The organism is Shewanella sp. MF05960 (assembly GCF_050849305.1).
Taxonomy (GTDB): domain Bacteria; phylum Pseudomonadota; class Gammaproteobacteria; order Enterobacterales; family Shewanellaceae; genus Shewanella.
In genome coordinates this window covers 19,154-36,206 of the sequence record NZ_JBOZPS010000019.1, presented here as the reverse complement: position 1 = coordinate 36,206, position 17,053 = coordinate 19,154, and the positions used below count along the sequence as shown (strand labels likewise).

Sequence of the window (17,053 nt, the reverse complement as noted above, 5' to 3'; positions counted from 1 at the left end):
ATTGACTACTGAACAATATGTCAATAAGTTATCAGTCATTAGTGACACATTGCGTAATAGCGCTGCTGGTTTGTCAATTAACGCCGTATCTTGATTAAATAAACATTACAACAAGGGATGCACTTACGTATGACTACATATATAAAAAAAATAAAAATCATTGGTACAGTGATGGCTATACCATTTGCGTTATCGTCTATTGCGCAAGCAATTGCAGCTGAATCTAATGGGGCACAAAAAGAACAGACTGAAATTGAAGTCATTACTGTCACGTCTGAAAAACGGGTATCAACTCTGCAAGAAACGCCTATTGCAATTAGTGCATTTAATGCAAATGAATTAGCCCGCCAAGATATTGAAGAACCCAATGACATTCAATTTGCTATACCGAATGCAATGTTTACCGATCGCGGCACTTACAATATTCGCGGCGTGGGAAATAATGCAATTGGCGCATCAGCAGAATCTGGCACAGGGGTTCATGTTAATGGGATATATTTAACGGCTCCGTCAGCGTCAAATGAGTTTTATGATTTACAGACCATTGAAGTATTACGTGGCCCTCAAGGTACCTTATACGGGCGCAATACCACTGCGGGTGTAGTGAATATGATCACGCAACGCCCCACAGAAGATTTTGAAGCCAGCATTAACGTTGAGGTTGGTAATTACAACAGCCTTCGTACTGTTGGCATGGTCAATATCCCCATTAGCGACAATATTAAACAACGGTTTGCGTTTAACACCGTTAAACGAGATGGGTTTACCGAAAATATTGCCACGGGTAATGACATTGACGGTCGTGACCAATTCTCTGTTAGAAGTACAACAGCATTTCAGCTCAGTGATGCACTTGATGCCACTTTATTTGCGCAATATTATAAAGAAGATAGCAACCGCTCTAATCGACGAGGTGTGCGTTGTATCTCTGATCCCATCTTAGGTTGTGCCTCTGACAAAACTGGCTTTGAATTTGTTGATTCAGACTATTTAGACGGTAATCTTAAGGCTGCATTAGGTGCATCAGCCGCTATTGTTAGATCTGACTTTTTTAATACCAATCCAGATGGGTCAATAAAAATTAACCCTAATGACCCGCATAAAGTCAATCTTGATAATGACCCTATCGCTATAGCCGATGATTTGCTAGTCTCTTTCGAACTCAATTATGTCATTGATTCTGGTATATTTACCAGCGTAACTGCATATCATGATAGAGACAATGCTGGTCAACGAGATTACGATAATGCCAATGGGTCTAATGCTTTTTTGATCCCTGTTAATTACGTTTTCAATGATGATGTTGTATTACAAGGCACTCGCAATTACGAAGCGGTACAAGTGCTAGAGGCGACATCAAAGCAATATAGCCAAGAGTTTCGTTTCGTGTCTGATTTAGATGCTAATTTCAACTACACGGCTGGGGTCTATTGGTTAAATTATGAATCAGACTCAAGAGTCGCCACCTTCGTCCCTTATCTTAGTTTATTAGCTTCGGCACTGCGTCTTCCAAATGAATTCCATGAGTTTGACACTCGCACGCCTGAACTTGATACAAGCTCATGGGCGATTTTTGGTGAAACCTACTTTGATTTAACCGAAAAGCTTAAATTAACAACGGGTATTCGCTATTCAAATGAAGAGAAGAGTCAGTCAACACAAACCGTGTCTCCGTTAAGTTTTTTACAACCAGGCTTCGATCCAACCGCATTTGAGTATTTAGAAAATGACTGGCAAGAAACCACCGGAAAAATTGGCTTAAGCTACGACGCTGATATCAGCTTTACTGATGACACACTATTTTTTGGTACATTAGCCCGCGGTTACAAAGCTGGCGGCTTAAACCCAGGTGGTGCAAGCAAAAAAGCATTTGACGCTGAATATATTAATTCTATTGAGTTTGGTACCAAAAACACCATGCTTGATCGCCGCTTACAAGCTAACGTCACCGTGTTTTACTATGATTACTCAGACATTCAACTGGGTGCATTAGAGCAAGGTGGAACCGGCGCAGCGATTACAGATAACACAGATGCAAAAGTATCTGGTGCTGAGTTTGAATTTGTCGCAATGCCAATTGCCGATTTAATGTTTAATTTGAATGTGGCATTACTTGATTCAGAAATCACCGGCACATTCTCAACACCAGACGGTAGCTTAGGTCGCACGGCAATAGCGCCAGATGTTAAAGGTAATTCTTTGCCTTATGCACCAGAATCTTCAATTCAATTCGGCGTGCAGTACACTCACGGGATTTTCAACGATTTAGAAATTACCTACCTTGCACAAACATACTGGCAGGACGATTTCTATGCCCGCGTATACAACACGTCTACAGATAACATTGACAGCTGGAACCAGACTGATTTTACCGTATCAATTTCAGACACTTACAAACTATGGGAAGTTGAAGCGTTTGTGAAGAATGTCAGCAATAACGACTCAGTCACAGGCTTATCTGTAGAAAACTCATTAACGGGTAGATTCCGCTTACCCGCTATTTTAGACCCGATTCAATATGGGGTGAGATTTCAGTACCGTTTTGAATAATAAAAACTGACGCAATGGATATTACAGTAAATAGTATCGCCCTCTGTTAAATGTTGGCGTTACTACTTATCTAGATTTTTTAATTTTTTCAGATAGAAGATACACAATATGAATTTAAATTTAAACGGTAAACGCGCGATCGTAACGGGTGGAAGCAGAGGCATTGGTAAAGCAGTTATTGATAACTTTGTCGCTGAAAACATGCAAGTTGCCACTTGTGCTAGAGGCTTAGCTTCTTTAGAAAAAAGCTTAACAGAATGGAATAAAGCGGGTACTTGCGTAACAGGTCAGTCAGTTGATGTTACTGACGAACAGGCATACGCAAATTGGTTTGAGCAGTCGGTTCAGCAACTTGGCGGATTAGACATACTCGTCAGTAACGTAACAACCCGTATTGAATCTAAAGGGATAGAGCGCTGGAAAGACACCTTTGAAGTTGATTTATTACAACATATTCGTGCAACTGAATTAGCACTGCCCTACTTAAAAAAAGGAAACCAACCTGCCATTGTTTATGTGGCCTCTATTGCCTCGGTGATGACAGCTAATATGCCAAGCGAAGTTGAATACGGCACGATGAAAGCCGCGTTAGTGTCTTACGCCACTCAGCTAGCAAATCAATTAGGTCAATTCAATATTAGAGTCAATTTAGTCTCGCCTGGTCCCATACATCACGAACAAGGGTTTTGGGAAATGGTTAAACAAAAACAGCCTGATTTATATCAACGTGCATGTGCTGTGTCGGTCTTTAATCGTATGGGTACACCAACCGAAGTAGCTAACGCGATCACTTTTTTATCAAGCCCAGCAGCATCAAATATTACTGCGGTAAACTTACGAGTTGATGGTGGAGCAATTAAAACGGTGAACTACTGATCCTTAATTACGTCGCCACAAATACGGTGTTAAAAACTCGCTATTGACACTTTAACCAGTAATAAGGCGTAATATATTATTCCCCCCCCTTATTAAGGCATAATCTGTGTTTAATGGGGGTATATTGAACAAGAGAGGAAAAATCGTGCGTACTATAAAAATTATTGTGGGTTTAATCATATTTCTGTTGTTAACCGTACTCAGCGGTTACTACTGGTTGACTCAACCACCGGTACAAGCCAGTAATCCTGTTATTACCGGTGTTCATTATGTAGGCATGACAGTAAGCAATCTTGAACGAGCTTCTACTTTGTATCAGCAAGCAATGGACCTTAAAATCGCTCACCAAGACACGATTGATAATAGCCCGGTAATTAATACGCTTACGGGTAGAGAGAATACTCAACTTAACACTCAATTAATGGCCAGTGTGAACGCCCAATTACGTTTTATGGATTTTGGCACAACTTCACATTCAGCACACTCACATAAATTTGTCGACGCAAATGGCCCTGGAATTGCTCATGTCTGTTTTCAAGTAAATGAAACAACTAAGGCTTATGATAAATTCTTAGCTGCTGGTGCGACGCATATCGGCGCCGCCGAAATGATACAAATTAACCCTAAAAATCCTGTTTATTACGCATATGCGAGGGATCACGACAACATCATGGTTGAAATTGAGCATGTTGATGTTGCGGCACTGAATTTACCCACTCCACCGAGTAATGAATACCGTATTAGACACATCTCGTTAGCAACCACAGATATGGAGCGTGCAGTTAAATTTTACTCCCACTTGTTAGAGACTCAAAACCCTCGACGAGCAGGCCGATTGATTGCGCTAAAAGGTGAGAAAGTCGATAAAGTTTCAGGCTTTGACAAAACTGAATTAGAAATGGCTTGGTTTCAAGTTCGTAATTTAGAACTCGAGATTATTCAATACCACAACCCAGCTCCGACCTCTTCAGACACACCACGTCCTATTGACGCACTTGGATATAATATGATTGTTTTTGATGTCGTTAACCTCGCTAAAGCAAAAGAGAAACTGCTTGAAGCAGGCGGAACAATTGTGTCTGAGAATCAGCCATTAGATGGTAATGACATTTTATTTGGTCGTGATGTAGACGGTAATTTATTGGGTTTCCAATCCTTACCCACAGACTCTATTTTTTCAGCTAAACAATTTGCAAATAATGGTACTTAAATAACCTCAACCAATTTAATACCAAAGACCCTGTAAAAGTATTGTCGGAGAATTAGCTCATTATGCTAGCAAGAATTATTAACTGGTTTGTCATCATTGTATTCATAGTCATCGGACTATGTTTAACCTTGGGTGGCGGTTATCTGGGCTACCTTGGTGGCAGTTTTTATTATGTGATCACGGGCATAAGTTTGATTGTCATTGCTTACTTAATGATAAAACACAATCCCAATGCAGCAAAATTTTACGGCCTAATGCTGCTGATATCATTATGTTGGTCAGTGTATGAATCACACTTATACTTATTAGCGTTACTTCCCCGTTTAGCCACATGGTTAGGCTTAGGTTTATGGTTTATTACACCTTGGTATCGCTCTACATTAATCCAAACCGAAACAACTTATCGCCATCGCTGGATAGCATTGCCTAGCATAGCAACAATCTTATTATTAACCGTAGCATCGCTGCAAGGTTATGAGCAAAATGGTACAGGTACCGTTCGCGATATAGCCAAAAGTGAGCCAATAACTGACTGGCGTCAATACGGTAATACCGATGGCGGCACTCGCTTTGCTGAATTAGATCAAATCAACAAAGACACAGTAAGTGGGCTTAAAGAAGTATGGCGCTACCGCACCGGTGTTTCCGAAGATTTTAAAATGACCCCGCTGCAAGTGGGCAATACTTTATACATTTGTGGTGCTCAAAATGTCTTGATGGCAGTTGATAGTGACACGGGTACAGAGTTATGGCGTTATGACCCTAAAGCGGTTGTGCCTGATGCACATCAATACGCACGTACGTGCCGCGGGATAAGCTATTACGAATCCCCTCCAGATTATCAAGGCCAATGCCCAACTAAAATTGTTACGGGTACGGTTGATGCTAGATTATTAACCGTCAATGCCAAAACTGGTGAGTTATGTACTGATTTCGGTGATAACGGCATTGTCGATCTCCGCCAAGGTTTAGGTGAGCATTTAGCAAAACAATACTATGTTACTTCACCAGTATTGGTTGCCGATGATGTGTTTGTGGTGGGCGGGCTTGTTTTAGACTCACAAGATCTTGGTTTACCATCGGGTGTAGTTCGTGCCTATCATGCTGATACGGGTAAGTTTGCCTGGGCATGGGATTTAGGTAATCCAGGTTATTATGGCGAACCTAAAGCTGGCGAAACATTCACGCCTGGTACACCCAATGTATGGTCGATAATGAGTTACGATGCTGAATTAGATCTCATTTATGCGCCGACAGGTAATGCCAATCCAGACTACTTTGGTGGTGCTCGACGTGATTTTGATGACGAATGGTCATCGTCAGTTGTGGCATTAAAAGGCGCAACAGGCGAGCCTAAATGGAAGTTTCAAACGGTTCATCATGATATTTGGGATTACGATGTTCCGGCTCAACCTGTATTGGTTAACGTAGAACGTGAAGGTGAAATGGTACCTTCTGTCGCCGTACCCACTAAAACAGGAGAGATATTTCTGTTAGATCGACGAGATGGCACTCCGGTTCATCCCATCGAAGAAAAGCCAGTACCACAAAACCCTGTGATTGATGAATACTTATCTGCCACACAACCGTCATCGCCATTACCTAACTTTCATCCGCATCGTTTTGAAAAAGACATGTGGGGTTTAACACCTGTAGATCAACTAGTCTGCCGCATAATGTATAAACGAATGCGCTATGACGGACTATTTACTCCGCCGACGCCAGAAGGCACATTGGCTGCACCGGGGAATTTTGGTGGCTTTAATTGGGGCAGTGTTTCAGTAGACGCAGACAATGGTATTTTAATTGCCGCTCCGATGTTGCTTGCACATACCCTTATTGCCGTATCACCAGAACGAGTTGCTGAAGCGGGTCCTAGAGCTGCATTATTATTGGGTGAAGAGCATCCTGCTGTAAGAATGGATATTAATGCGCCTATGCCAGTAAGCCGTGAACCAGATCCGACTGATCCCTATGATTATGCTCGTATTAAATATTACGGATTAATCTTACCCTTTATGTCAATCATCGGTTCACAAGTGCCTTGCTTTGAACCTCCTTGGTCATTGATTGCTGCGATAGATCTTAATACAAAAGAGCTGCTTTGGAGTCGACCATTAGGCAGTATGAAAGATTCAGGACCATTTGGAATACGTTCTGGCTTACCTTTTGATGTTGGTACTGCTGTACGCGCTGGTACACTAACAACACGTGGCGGACTGACTTTTATTAGTTCGACGATGGACAGTACTGTACGTGCTTATGATATACGTACTGGTGAACTGAAATGGTCTGACGCGTTACCGGGCAATGGTCAAGCAACACCAATGTCTTACTTGTCGAACAAAAACGGTAAGCAGTATTTAATTGTGACTGTACCAAACCCAAGCTGGCGTTACCCGCGAGATCCTAAATCCAATACCTACTCTGATTCTCAAAGTGTGGTAGACGGTAAAGGCGGTTATGTTATTGCTTATGCTTTAGAAGATTAAGTACCATCACAGTAATAGAAAAAGCCGAATCATCATCGATTCGGCTTTTTTTATTTAAAAACTAACGCAGTCATTTTTATATTTGTACTGGTTTTTTCTTGATAAGCTTAAATGAGGTTTTATAGCTTTTTGCTAATGCTTCTATACTGCCAATAATCATCGCAACGGTAATGTCTTCAATCGTTTGGCGTGGCACATTGTTTTTAATCAAATAATGTCCCGCAGCCGCTGGCATACCAAAAGAGATATCGACTGCCGGCAAAGCTATCTCCATATCAATATCAAAATGATCCCGTACAATTTTGGCTAAATGCCGTACGGCGGTGTCTCGACTAAACTCAGTAGGATCGCTTATATCTGTCAAGTTTGGTTCAGCGGTTAATCTATCTAGGATCAGTCCACGTTCTTCCATATAGGTTAAATAAGCGGTTGTGACTCGACGTACTAATTGTTCAAATGTTTCAGCACTTTGAGCTGCCTGGTCTTGTAAAGCTCTTAAACGTTCGTATTCTCTTTTAAGTAACGTCTGAAGCATTTCTTTAATAGTAGGAAAATAGGAATAAACCAGCGATTTACTTATTCCAGCCTCTTTGCCTATACGATCCATACTTAACGATGATACGCCTTCAGTTGCAACAATATCAGCTACTCTATCTAGAATTAAATCTTTTCTAACATCAGGAGCAAGTCGAGTTCTTTTTTTCTTTACTGTAGCCATACTGTAGACGGGACCTTTATGCTGCTAATTCATGAATGGGCTGGATTAAATAGAAAGTTCATCATTCGCTTTAGAAAATCAGTATAACTATTTTCAGCGTGTTGTTACTACATTTGAAGAAGTATAAGCGTCAAATAATTCATGTTATCTAAAAGATATACTTCGTTTATATCATTTGAATAATGTGTCATATTTACATTGTTTGCACAGGAGGATTACTTTAAAACTTATATTTTATAGATACTTGCGAAAGTGTGAATGCCACGTCAAGTTGAGAACAGCTTTTGATAAATAAGTTATCGATATAAATGCAAAAGACGCTTAATCAACAGATTAAACGCCTTTTAGTCTCTCTTGTTTTAACTCAAATTAATATCTTAATAATAGAAGCTAATTTGAGCCAAAGTCTGAACTGGTGGCGTTACTCACAGAACGAGGCACAGTTAAATCAATAGGCTTTACGTTGGTAGGTTGCGCCATTTTACGAATTTGCATCACAATGCCCATTTGTGGGTGGTCAAAATAATGTAACTCGCCACTTTTTACTCGGCGGTTTTGAATTAACGGAATACTTTGCAGGTAAGGGGCTAATTGCTTTTTACCATCAATATCTAATGCAGCGTATTCGTTAAACGCAGCAGGAGTCGATTCAATCATTTTTTGGGTTGGTTTACGCAACGCCAAATTATTTTCGATGTACAGGTAATGGCTTAGGTAAATGTTAATTGAGCCATCTAATTCCCACACAGGGCTGATTTTCGGTGCATCATAAAACCCACCCAATGCACTGTAATCACCTGCAGGCATGCTGTTACTGCTGTCTGCGGGTTTATTCACGCTTAAGCCGTGGTAATCAAAAGTTTTAGAGAAATCTTTACCACCAAAAATACGCACCGGTTTTGCCGCTCGACGAGACTGCATATTTTGCTGCCAGGTTAAGTGCACTAAACCTTTAACATAGGGTTCACGACTGATGGTGCGAATAATATCGCTAAATTGCCCTTGGCTTTGTGCCAGCAATAATGGACCTTGACCTAAGTAAGCCGATTGTGGGCTACTTGCACCAATATTAAAAGGCACCTGGCTTGGGTGAGTGGCAATATTATTACTCACTTTAGGGTCGTTGCAGTTGCTGGTGTCACTGGCCCAGTCGGTAGACGAACAACCATTGAGTCCCACAGCAACGCCAGTGATGTCGGTGCTGATCACCGGAGTGATAATATCGACAGTATTATTGGCTAATTTGGGTGGTGATGCATCGAGCCATTTTTCAACTGATGGATGTTGGCGTTCAAATACAAATACTTCTACTTCAAACCATGATTCTGCATGGGCTGAAAAGCTGTGGGATAGCGCTGTGATAGCGGCGATAGACATCGCAAATTTACGAAGCACTATTTGTCTCCAGTTTGGTGTTTAGCGAACTGTTCAAGCAAGGTATTGACTAATTCAAGACGCTCTTTGCTTGTTTCAGCAGGAATGGTGAACTTTAACTTATTTGGCCCGTCCATTCGATAGATTTGTGGCTGGTTTTGCAACAAACCAATAATAAACATTGGATCAACGCAGTTTTCAGGGCCAAATTCAACGCTACCACCTTTGGCATGCATTTCAATTTTAACGATTCCCAGTGCGGTTGCTTGATGTTTAAACAAGGTAATGGCCATTAAATTACGCGTTGGCTGCGGCAACATGCCAAAACGGTCAATAAATTCGACTTTAAGCTCGTCGAGCATATTATCGTTTTCGCAATTGGCGATACGTTTATAAAGTGACAAGCGCATATTGACGTCGCTGACATAATCTTCAGGCAGCAAAGCAGGGATACGTAAATCGATTTCCGCTTTGGCGCTCATCATGTAGGCAAGTGAGGGCTCTTTACCTTCTTTTAATGCTTTAACTGCAGACTCGAGCATTTCCATGTACAAGCTAAAACCAATTTTAGAAATATGACCGCTTTGCTCATCACCTAATAATTCACCTGCGCCGCGAATTTCTAAATCTTGGGTGGCAAGCATAAAGCCTGCGCCAAGGTCTTCTAATGCGCCAATGGCTTCAAGACGTTTACGGGCATCGGGTGTCATGCGTTTTGGATGCGGCGTCATCATGTAAGCATAAGCTTGATGATGCGAGCGCCCCACACGACCACGTAATTGGTGTAACTGGGCTAAACCAAACATATCGGCACGGTCGATAATAATGGTGTTGGCACTGGGTACGTCGATACCCGTTTCGATAATAGTGGTACACACCAACACGTTAAAGCGCTGGTGATAAAAGTCTGACATCACTTTTTCAAGATCGCGTTCGCGCATTTGCCCATGGGCCGTCACTACACGAGCTTCGGGTAATAAGTCGCGTATGTCTTGTGCTGTCTTTTCAATGGTTTCGACATTGTTGTGTAAATAATATACCTGACCGCCGCGTAATATCTCACGTAAAATGGCTTCGCGCGCAGTGGCTTTGTCGTATTCGCGCACAAAGGTTTTTACCGCTAAACGTTTTGCGGGTGGCGTGGCGATAATCGACAAATCACGCATGCCAGACATGGCCATGTTAAGTGTGCGTGGAATGGGTGTGGCGGTAAGGGTTAAAATATCCACATTGGCTCGCAATGCTTTAATCTTTTCTTTTTGACGCACACCAAAACGGTGTTCTTCATCGATAATCAACAAACCTAAATTGTTAAAGTCGGCTTCTGCTGACAATAGTTTATGAGTACCAATAACAATATCGACTTTACCTTCAGACAGTTGCTCTACGACACTTTTTTGCTCTTTGGTGGTTCTAAAACGCGACATCACTTCGATGACGATAGGCCAGTCTGCAAAACGGTCTTTAAAGTTTTCGTAATGTTGTTGCGCCAATAGGGTGGTCGGCACCAATACAATCACTTGCTTACCTGCATTTACGGCGACAAACGCCGCGCGCATGGCGACTTCGGTTTTACCAAAGCCCACATCACCACACACCAGACGGTCCATAGCCAGCGGGGCTTGTAAGTCTGCCAGTACGGCATGAATCGCTGTTTCTTGGTCGACGGTTTCTTCAAAAGGGAACCCCTGGCTGAATTGCGCATATTCTTGCTCATCAATGGCCATGGCTTCACCTGGGCGAGCTTGACGACGGGCGTACACATCTAATAACTCTGCCGCAACGTCTCTAATACGCTCAATGGCTTTGCGTTTTGCTTTTGCCCAGGTTTCATTTCCCAGTTTGTTTAAATGGGCGTCACCGTCGCCACTGGCATTAAAGCGACTGATCAAGTGCAGTGATGACACTGGCACATAGAGTTTATCGCCGCCTGAATATTCTAGCTTTAAGTATTCGGCGACTAAGCCACCGGTATCAAGTGTTTCAAGACCTTGATAAAGCGCCACACCGTGTTCTAAATGCACAATAGGCTGACCGACTTTTAGCTCGGCTAAGTTTTTAACTAAGACATCTGAACTGACTTGTTTCTGCTTTTCGCGGCGACGTTGCTGTGAAATTCGTTGGCCGAACAGCTCTGTTTCACAAATAACGCTTACCATACCTCTTGGTGTGTCTGTTAATACACAACCACGGCTGAGCGGCGATACCATTAAGCCGATGGCATCTTTGGCTGCGAGGTAGTCATTTAAATGATCGAACAGCTTGGGTTTAATGCCAATTTTGGCAAACAGTTCAAGTAAGGCTTCGCGGCGACCTTCGGATTCGGCGCTAAACAATAATTGCGACTGTGTCGCGCTGTACTCTTGCAGCGCAATTAAAGGCTGCTTGAGTTTGTGGTTGGCATTAATGTCGGGCAGTTTTTCAACATTGGCCATAATGGCGTGTGCTGGTAAATCGATTTGCGCTAGAGGCTGACCGGCATTGTCGGTGTCGTTAGCATGGATTTGCTGAATAACTTGCGTGCGCGATAACGGTTTGAATGCGGCAAATAATTCATCTTGCAATAAATACAATTCTTGCGGCGCCAGCAGCGGCCTTAATGGGTCAATGCGTCTGTCTTCATAACGCACCGCCACTTCGTGTAAATGATTTTTACTGGCTTTATCGATATCACCTAGGGTAATTAATTGACTGTCGTTAGGTAAATAGTCAAATAGTGTTGCGGTTTCATCAAAAAACAGCGGTAGGTAGTTTTCAATGCCAGCGGGCATCAAATTGCGGCTAACCAATTGATAAACAGACTCTGCTTCTTTTGATATCACTTCAAAGCGTCGACGATAGCGCTGTCTAAAGCCTTCAATAGCGTGGCTGTCTGTTGGGAATTCTTTTGCTGGCAACATGCGAATGGCATCGCGCGCCATGCCAGAACGTTGGGTGTCGACATCAAAAAATCGAATCGATTCGACTTCATCATCAAATAATTCAATGCGCAGTGGTTGGCGAGAGCCAGTAGGGAAAATATCAATGATAGAACCGCGGATCGCAAACTCACCGTGCTCATACACTTGGTCTACTAAGTGATAGCCTGTGTCGGTAAGATGTTGTCTTGCTTGTTGCAAACTGTATGTGTCGCCTTTATTGAGCACCATGACATTGGCGGTCATAAATGATTTTGGCGGCAGGCGCACCATTAAGGTATTAACTGGAACAATAACCACGTTGTGCTGGCTTTGACTAATATTGGCGAGGGTTTCGAGTCGCTGAGAAATCAAATCTTGATGTGGTGAAAAACTGTCGTAAGGCAGGGTTTCACGGTCGGGAAATAAGCACACATTAACTTGGCTGTGTTGCAATAAATAGCTTAGCTCTACCTCAAGCGACAACGCACTTGGGGTGTCGTGGGTGACCACTAGGCTGGTACCAGAATGTTGCTGAATTAACTTGGCTAAGGTGATGGCTTGAGATACCCCACCTAATGTTGCCAAAGTTTGCATTTGTTGGCCTTTTTTTACACTCGGCGGCGTGAGTACACTAAATTGTTTCATTAAAATCTTTTTCAGTTCCGTTTGCTGTCAATTTGTATTGAAACGCCATTATGTTTACGCGGTTGTTAGCGTCGTTGCTTATCAATATTCTGTTTACGTTTTTTAAGCATTTTTTGTTGCACGCCTAAGCTGGCTTTAACAAGTTGTTCAATATCATCTTCAAGAATTTGACTAAACTCAAGTTCAGCATGCCATTGTGGTGTGCTGTCTTGATCTTCTCGGTCATCTTGGTTAATAGGCGAACACTGTGTGACCTGGCAAATGCATAATAAGGCGACCACTTCTGTGTGCAAATAAATATGGGTTTTATAATAATCTCCCACGTTTAGTGCAAACGTACTGGTGATGCTGATGCCACTACCGCCGAATTGATTACCTTTAACGTGCTGACCTTCTTGCACTTCTTTTTCAAGGACATGTTGCAATACTAAATCGACCTTGCGAGATTGCAACTTTAAAAAATCCACTACCGCTTTGGCGTCATTATCTAAATTACGTAATTGTAAAAGGCAACTGGCTTCGAGGGTTTTGACTTCAGTCAATAACCTTAAGCCCACCGATTGCATGTCTTTTAGCTCATCTTCACTTGGTAAACCTTGGCTTGCATCCCACGGCGACAAGTAAGCGTTAAAGTTATGAGGCACACTAAAATAAGAATTGCTGTCAGGTATCAAGGTTTGCCTCTTTATTTATCGCACTAATAGCCCTATTATCGTGCCCAACTTAATGATTTAGCAAGTCATACACAATGGCTTGTTGTTTTCATCTTCTAAATTAGCTTGATTGTCAGACTAATACGCTGTGATTAGCGCATAGGATTAGTATTTTTTTATGAATTTCGGATTTTCGTTTTTTATCGGCTACCGTTACTGGCGTGCCCGAAAAGCCAATGCTTTTGCCTCATTTATTACCTTTTTTGCTGTTTCGGGTATTTTTTTGGGTGTAGCAGCATTAATTGTGGTCAGCTCGGTAATGAATGGCCTCGAAGGCCAATTAAAAAACCGTATCCTGGGTGCTGTGCCGCAATTAACCTTAATCAGCGAGCCAGGCTTTACTGATTGGCAGCCGCTGAGCCAGCGTGTGTTGGCTGAAGATGGATTAAGCTCTAGCATCCGAGGCATGGTGCCAAGCACGACCACACAGGCGATGATCCAATCGAGCAAAAACATCAGTGCGGTACAAGTGTATGGCGTGTATCCACAGCTTGAGCAAACATTGTCGAGCATTGCCTCGCATACCTATTCAAATGCCTTTGAGCAACTTACTGCGGGTGATTACCATATTGTCCTTGGCAGCGAGTTAGCGCGAAAGCTTGATGTGAATACCGGCGATAGAATTCGATTGCTCAGTGGCGATGGTGTGGTGTATTCCCCTATGGGCCCGGTGCCGAGCCAGCGTAAATTTACTGTGGCGGGCGTATTTGAAATGGGCTCACAGGTTGATGGCAGTGTGGCGTATGTGCATTATCAAGATGCGCGCAAGTTGATGCGTCAAAACAGCCAACAAATAAATGAGTTACGGGTGTATTTGTCCGACCCTTTTACGGCTCCGCAAATGGCCTCAAAAATGGTGAATGCCTTTGCCAAGCAAGGCGTTGAGATTAAAACCAGTGATTGGCGTCAAGACTATGGTCATTTATTTTCTGCTGTGAAGATGGAAAAGAACATGATGTCGTTAATGCTGAGTTTAATTGTGGCCGTTGCCGCATTTAACATGGTGTCGGCACTCGTGATGATGGTGGTGGATAAAACCACTGACGTTGCCGTGCTTAAAACCCAGGGCGTGACCACATCATCTGTGATGGCTATCTTTATTGTGCAAGGCCTGTTAAATGCATTACTGGGTTTAGTTTTAGGCACGATAGTCGGCATAGGCTTAACCCTTAATTTAAACAGTATATTGTCGGCGCTCGGCATTGCCATTTTAGGGGCAGGGCAAACCTTGCCGGTTGCCTTGTCAGTCACCCAATTGAGTTTCATCATTGTTGGCTCGCTATTAATTACCTTACTTGCCACTCTTTACCCTGCGCTGTCGGCTGCAAGGGTTCAACCCGCTTCTGCTTTGAGATACGAATAATGAGTCAAACACACACAGCGTTATTACAAGTTAACCACGTTAGTAAGCAATACCATGATGGCGAAGTCACGACTCATGTGTTGTCTGGCGTTGACTTAACGGTTTATAAAGGCGAGCAATTAGCCATTGTGGGGAGTTCTGGCTCAGGTAAAAGTACCTTGTTGCACATAATGGGCACCTTAGACACCCCGACAGCGGGCTCTGTGCTGCTTGACGGCGAAGACTTGTATAGCATGTCTGCCATGAGACAAGCTCAGGTGCGTAATCAAGATTTAGGCTTTATTTACCAGTTTCATCATTTGTTGCCCGAGTTTACCGCATTAGAAAACGTGGCAATGCCGGCATTTATTCAAGGCAGAGATAAAAAGCAAACCTTAGCCGATGCGCAAAAATTACTTGAGCGTGTGGGGCTTGGGCATCGTCTAAACCATATTCCGGCGCAATTATCAGGTGGCGAGCGTCAACGAGTAGCGATTGCTCGGGCGTTAATTAACAAACCTAAATTGGTACTGGCCGATGAACCCACTGGTAACCTTGATGCCAGCAGTGCCGATAATGTCTATGCGATGATCCGTGAATTGGCTCAGCAGTTTGATACCGCATTTGTTGTGGTGACGCACGACCATAAACTCGCCGCTAAAATGGACCGTCAATTAACCATGAAAGATGGTGTGTTACAAACCGTAGCTAACACAACAGGGCAAGCCGAATGAGTAAGTGGTTACCGTTAACAATAGGTTGGCGCTTTTTTCGTGCTAAACAATCCAATAGCTTTATTGGGTTTATTTCGTTTGCCTCAACGGCGGGTATCGCATTGGGTGTGGGCGTGTTGATTTTATTGCTGTCGACCATGAACGGCTTTGAAAAAGAGTTACAACAACGGTTATTGGGCGTAGCGTCTCATGGTGAGCTAGTGGGTGTTAATGAGCCGATAGCCGATTGGAAAGTGATTGCAGACAGTGCGCAACACTTAACACAAATTACCGGTGTGGCGCCGTTTATTCGCTTGCAAGGTTTAGTGCAAAAACCGGGAGGCTTTCAAGGCCTTGTGGTCAGCGGGATTGATATTAATCACGAAGCTGATGTGTCGACTATTAATCAATATATGTCTGCTGCAGCGTGGCAATCTTTGCAAGGTAATCAAAATAATATCGTTTTAGGACGCAGTTTACTCGATAAGCTACAGCTCAAAGTCGGCGATACCGTCGCGATGTTCACCCCTGATGCCAATAATAGCCAATTGACCTCGGCCAAAAGCCATCGTTTTGTGGTATCGGGTGTTTACAATGTGGGCGGCGAAATTGAATCAACCCAAGCTTTTGTGCCCATTGAATATTTAGCCGAAGTTTTAGGGTTAGGTACTGGTGTTAGTGGGGTGCGTATACAAGTCGCTAATGTGCTGAATGCCGCTTCAGTCACACGTGATTTAGGCTTTGCTCAGGAGCAATATTTATACATTAATGATTGGACCCGCTCGCAAGGGCACGTTTATCAAGATATTCAATTAGTGCGCTTAGTGATGTATTTAGTCTTGGCGCTGGTGATTGCAGTGGCATGTTTTAATATTGTCTCGACATTGGTGATGGCCGTGCGCGACAAAGCCTCAGAAATTGCTATTTTAATGACTATGGGTATCAGTCGCGGTGCGATAATGACCATTTTTATGCTGCAAGGGGCGTTAAATGGCATCATGGGTTGCACGATTGGTGGCATCTTAGGGGTGATTTTTGCGTATAACTTAAGTGCTATTGCTCAGGGGCTTGAACAGCTTTTTGGCTTTCAGTTGTTGGCATCTGATATCTATTTTATTGACTTTTTACCGTCTGAATTACATAGCCAAGATGTGGTTGTTGTCATCATAATGGGCTTGGTAATGAGTTTGCTCGCCACGATTTACCCAGCCTGGAAAGCAACTAAGATTGCTCCTGCAACGGCATTAGCGGGTCGTTAAGGTGTGCAGGTAGTTTGATGGCATGTAATCAATGTACTGACTCAATATTTAAACAAAAGATTGGCCGCTGTAAGCGCTGTATGCTGCAACTCACGGTATTGAGCTTACTGACCTGGCCAATGTGGTGGTATTACTTTATTGATACGCCTAAAACCGTTGAATCTATAGCACTCTTATTTTTTGCCATTAGTTTTAGTGGGTTGTTGGTTTTGCATTTATTGGTTTGGCTTTATCGCCGTATAATGTTTAATGAGTGAGTGA

Annotated in this window: 12 protein-coding genes; 8 read left to right on the top strand and 4 right to left on the bottom strand. The window is 42.8% G+C overall.

Features of this window, described 5'->3' with window-relative positions:
* Positions 1-129: 129 nt before the first annotated feature.
* The 4 genes from ACROAE_RS16820 to ACROAE_RS16805 all read left to right on the top strand — a co-directional run bounded on the left by ACROAE_RS16820 (position 130) and on the right by ACROAE_RS16805 (position 7,128).
* Positions 130-2,550, top strand: coding sequence for a TonB-dependent receptor (locus ACROAE_RS16820; RefSeq protein WP_432403839.1), 2,421 nt, complete (start codon positions 130-132; stop codon positions 2,548-2,550).
* A gap of 108 nt (positions 2,551-2,658) precedes the next feature.
* Positions 2,659-3,426 carry an SDR family NAD(P)-dependent oxidoreductase gene (locus tag ACROAE_RS16815; protein ID WP_432403836.1) on the top strand — a complete coding sequence of 256 codons (768 nt, stop codon included), beginning with the start codon at positions 2,659-2,661 and terminating at the stop codon, positions 3,424-3,426.
* Between the two features lie 145 nt (positions 3,427-3,571).
* Positions 3,572-4,636 (top strand): VOC family protein, encoded by a 1,065-nt coding sequence (locus ACROAE_RS16810; RefSeq protein WP_432403834.1) that lies wholly within the window; start codon positions 3,572-3,574, stop codon positions 4,634-4,636.
* Positions 4,637-4,698: 62 nt separating this feature from the next.
* Positions 4,699-7,128 carry a PQQ-binding-like beta-propeller repeat protein gene (locus ACROAE_RS16805; protein ID WP_432403832.1) on the top strand — a complete coding sequence of 810 codons (2,430 nt, stop codon included), beginning with the start codon at positions 4,699-4,701 and terminating at the stop codon, positions 7,126-7,128.
* 76 nt (positions 7,129-7,204) lie between these two features.
* On the opposite strand, the gene ACROAE_RS16800 is transcribed toward ACROAE_RS16805, so the two are convergent.
* From ACROAE_RS16800 to ACROAE_RS16785, 4 genes are all read right to left on the bottom strand, one after another.
* Positions 7,205-7,846, bottom strand: a complete 642-nt coding sequence (locus ACROAE_RS16800) for a TetR/AcrR family transcriptional regulator (RefSeq protein WP_432403830.1) — start codon at positions 7,844-7,846, stop codon at positions 7,205-7,207.
* Positions 7,847-8,236: 390 nt separating this feature from the next.
* Entirely contained in the window at positions 8,237-9,241 is a 1,005-nt protein-coding gene (locus tag ACROAE_RS16795; RefSeq protein ID WP_432403828.1) for a peptidoglycan binding protein CsiV, read from the bottom strand.
* The gene (gene mfd / locus ACROAE_RS16790; protein WP_432403826.1) at positions 9,241-12,765 is read right to left on the bottom strand and encodes a transcription-repair coupling factor; all 3,525 of its coding nucleotides are present in this window, start codon (positions 12,763-12,765) and stop codon (positions 9,241-9,243) included. The genes ACROAE_RS16795 and mfd overlap by 1 nt, the downstream gene beginning before the upstream one ends.
* 65 nt (positions 12,766-12,830) lie before the next feature.
* On the bottom strand, positions 12,831-13,439 hold the full coding sequence (locus ACROAE_RS16785) for a hypothetical protein (RefSeq protein ID WP_432403824.1): 609 nt from the start codon (positions 13,437-13,439) through the stop codon (positions 12,831-12,833).
* A 157-nt stretch (positions 13,440-13,596) separates the two neighbouring features.
* Between ACROAE_RS16785 and ACROAE_RS16780 the strand changes: the two genes are divergently transcribed.
* From ACROAE_RS16780 to ACROAE_RS16765, 4 genes are read left to right on the top strand one after another with little or no spacing between them, the layout of a single operon-like run.
* On the top strand, positions 13,597-14,841 hold the full coding sequence (locus ACROAE_RS16780) for a lipoprotein-releasing ABC transporter permease subunit (protein ID WP_432403822.1): 1,245 nt from the start codon (positions 13,597-13,599) through the stop codon (positions 14,839-14,841).
* A complete protein-coding gene (gene lolD / locus ACROAE_RS16775) occupies positions 14,841-15,554 on the top strand; it encodes a lipoprotein-releasing ABC transporter ATP-binding protein LolD (RefSeq protein WP_432403820.1) in 714 nt (237 codons plus the stop codon). The genes ACROAE_RS16780 and lolD overlap by 1 nt, the downstream gene beginning before the upstream one ends.
* A complete protein-coding gene (lolE, locus tag ACROAE_RS16770; protein ID WP_432403818.1) occupies positions 15,551-16,792 on the top strand; it encodes a lipoprotein-releasing ABC transporter permease subunit LolE in 1,242 nt (413 codons plus the stop codon). The genes lolD and lolE overlap by 4 nt, the downstream gene beginning before the upstream one ends.
* A gap of 17 nt (positions 16,793-16,809) precedes the next feature.
* Positions 16,810-17,049 carry a DUF3624 domain-containing protein gene (locus ACROAE_RS16765; protein WP_432403816.1) on the top strand — a complete coding sequence of 80 codons (240 nt, stop codon included), beginning with the start codon at positions 16,810-16,812 and terminating at the stop codon, positions 17,047-17,049.
* Positions 17,050-17,053 lie beyond the last annotated feature (4 nt).

Excerpts from the sequence above, each read along its gene's own strand:
- mfd (WP_432403826.1), bottom strand. The coding sequence starts at position 12,765 with ATGAAACAATTTAGTGTACTCACGCCGCCGAGTGTAAAAAAAGGCCAA.
- ACROAE_RS16815 (WP_432403836.1), top strand. The coding sequence starts at position 2,659 with ATGAATTTAAATTTAAACGGTAAACGCGCGATCGTAACGGGTGGAAGC.
- ACROAE_RS16800 (WP_432403830.1), bottom strand. The coding sequence starts at position 7,846 with ATGGCTACAGTAAAGAAAAAAAGAACTCGACTTGCTCCTGATGTTAGA.
- ACROAE_RS16805 (WP_432403832.1), top strand. The coding sequence starts at position 4,699 with ATGCTAGCAAGAATTATTAACTGGTTTGTCATCATTGTATTCATAGTC.
- ACROAE_RS16765 (WP_432403816.1), top strand. The coding sequence starts at position 16,810 with ATGGCATGTAATCAATGTACTGACTCAATATTTAAACAAAAGATTGGC.
- lolE (WP_432403818.1), top strand. The coding sequence starts at position 15,551 with ATGAGTAAGTGGTTACCGTTAACAATAGGTTGGCGCTTTTTTCGTGCT.
- ACROAE_RS16780 (WP_432403822.1), top strand. The coding sequence starts at position 13,597 with ATGAATTTCGGATTTTCGTTTTTTATCGGCTACCGTTACTGGCGTGCC.
- lolD (WP_432403820.1), top strand. The coding sequence starts at position 14,841 with ATGAGTCAAACACACACAGCGTTATTACAAGTTAACCACGTTAGTAAG.
- ACROAE_RS16820 (WP_432403839.1), top strand. The coding sequence starts at position 130 with ATGACTACATATATAAAAAAAATAAAAATCATTGGTACAGTGATGGCT.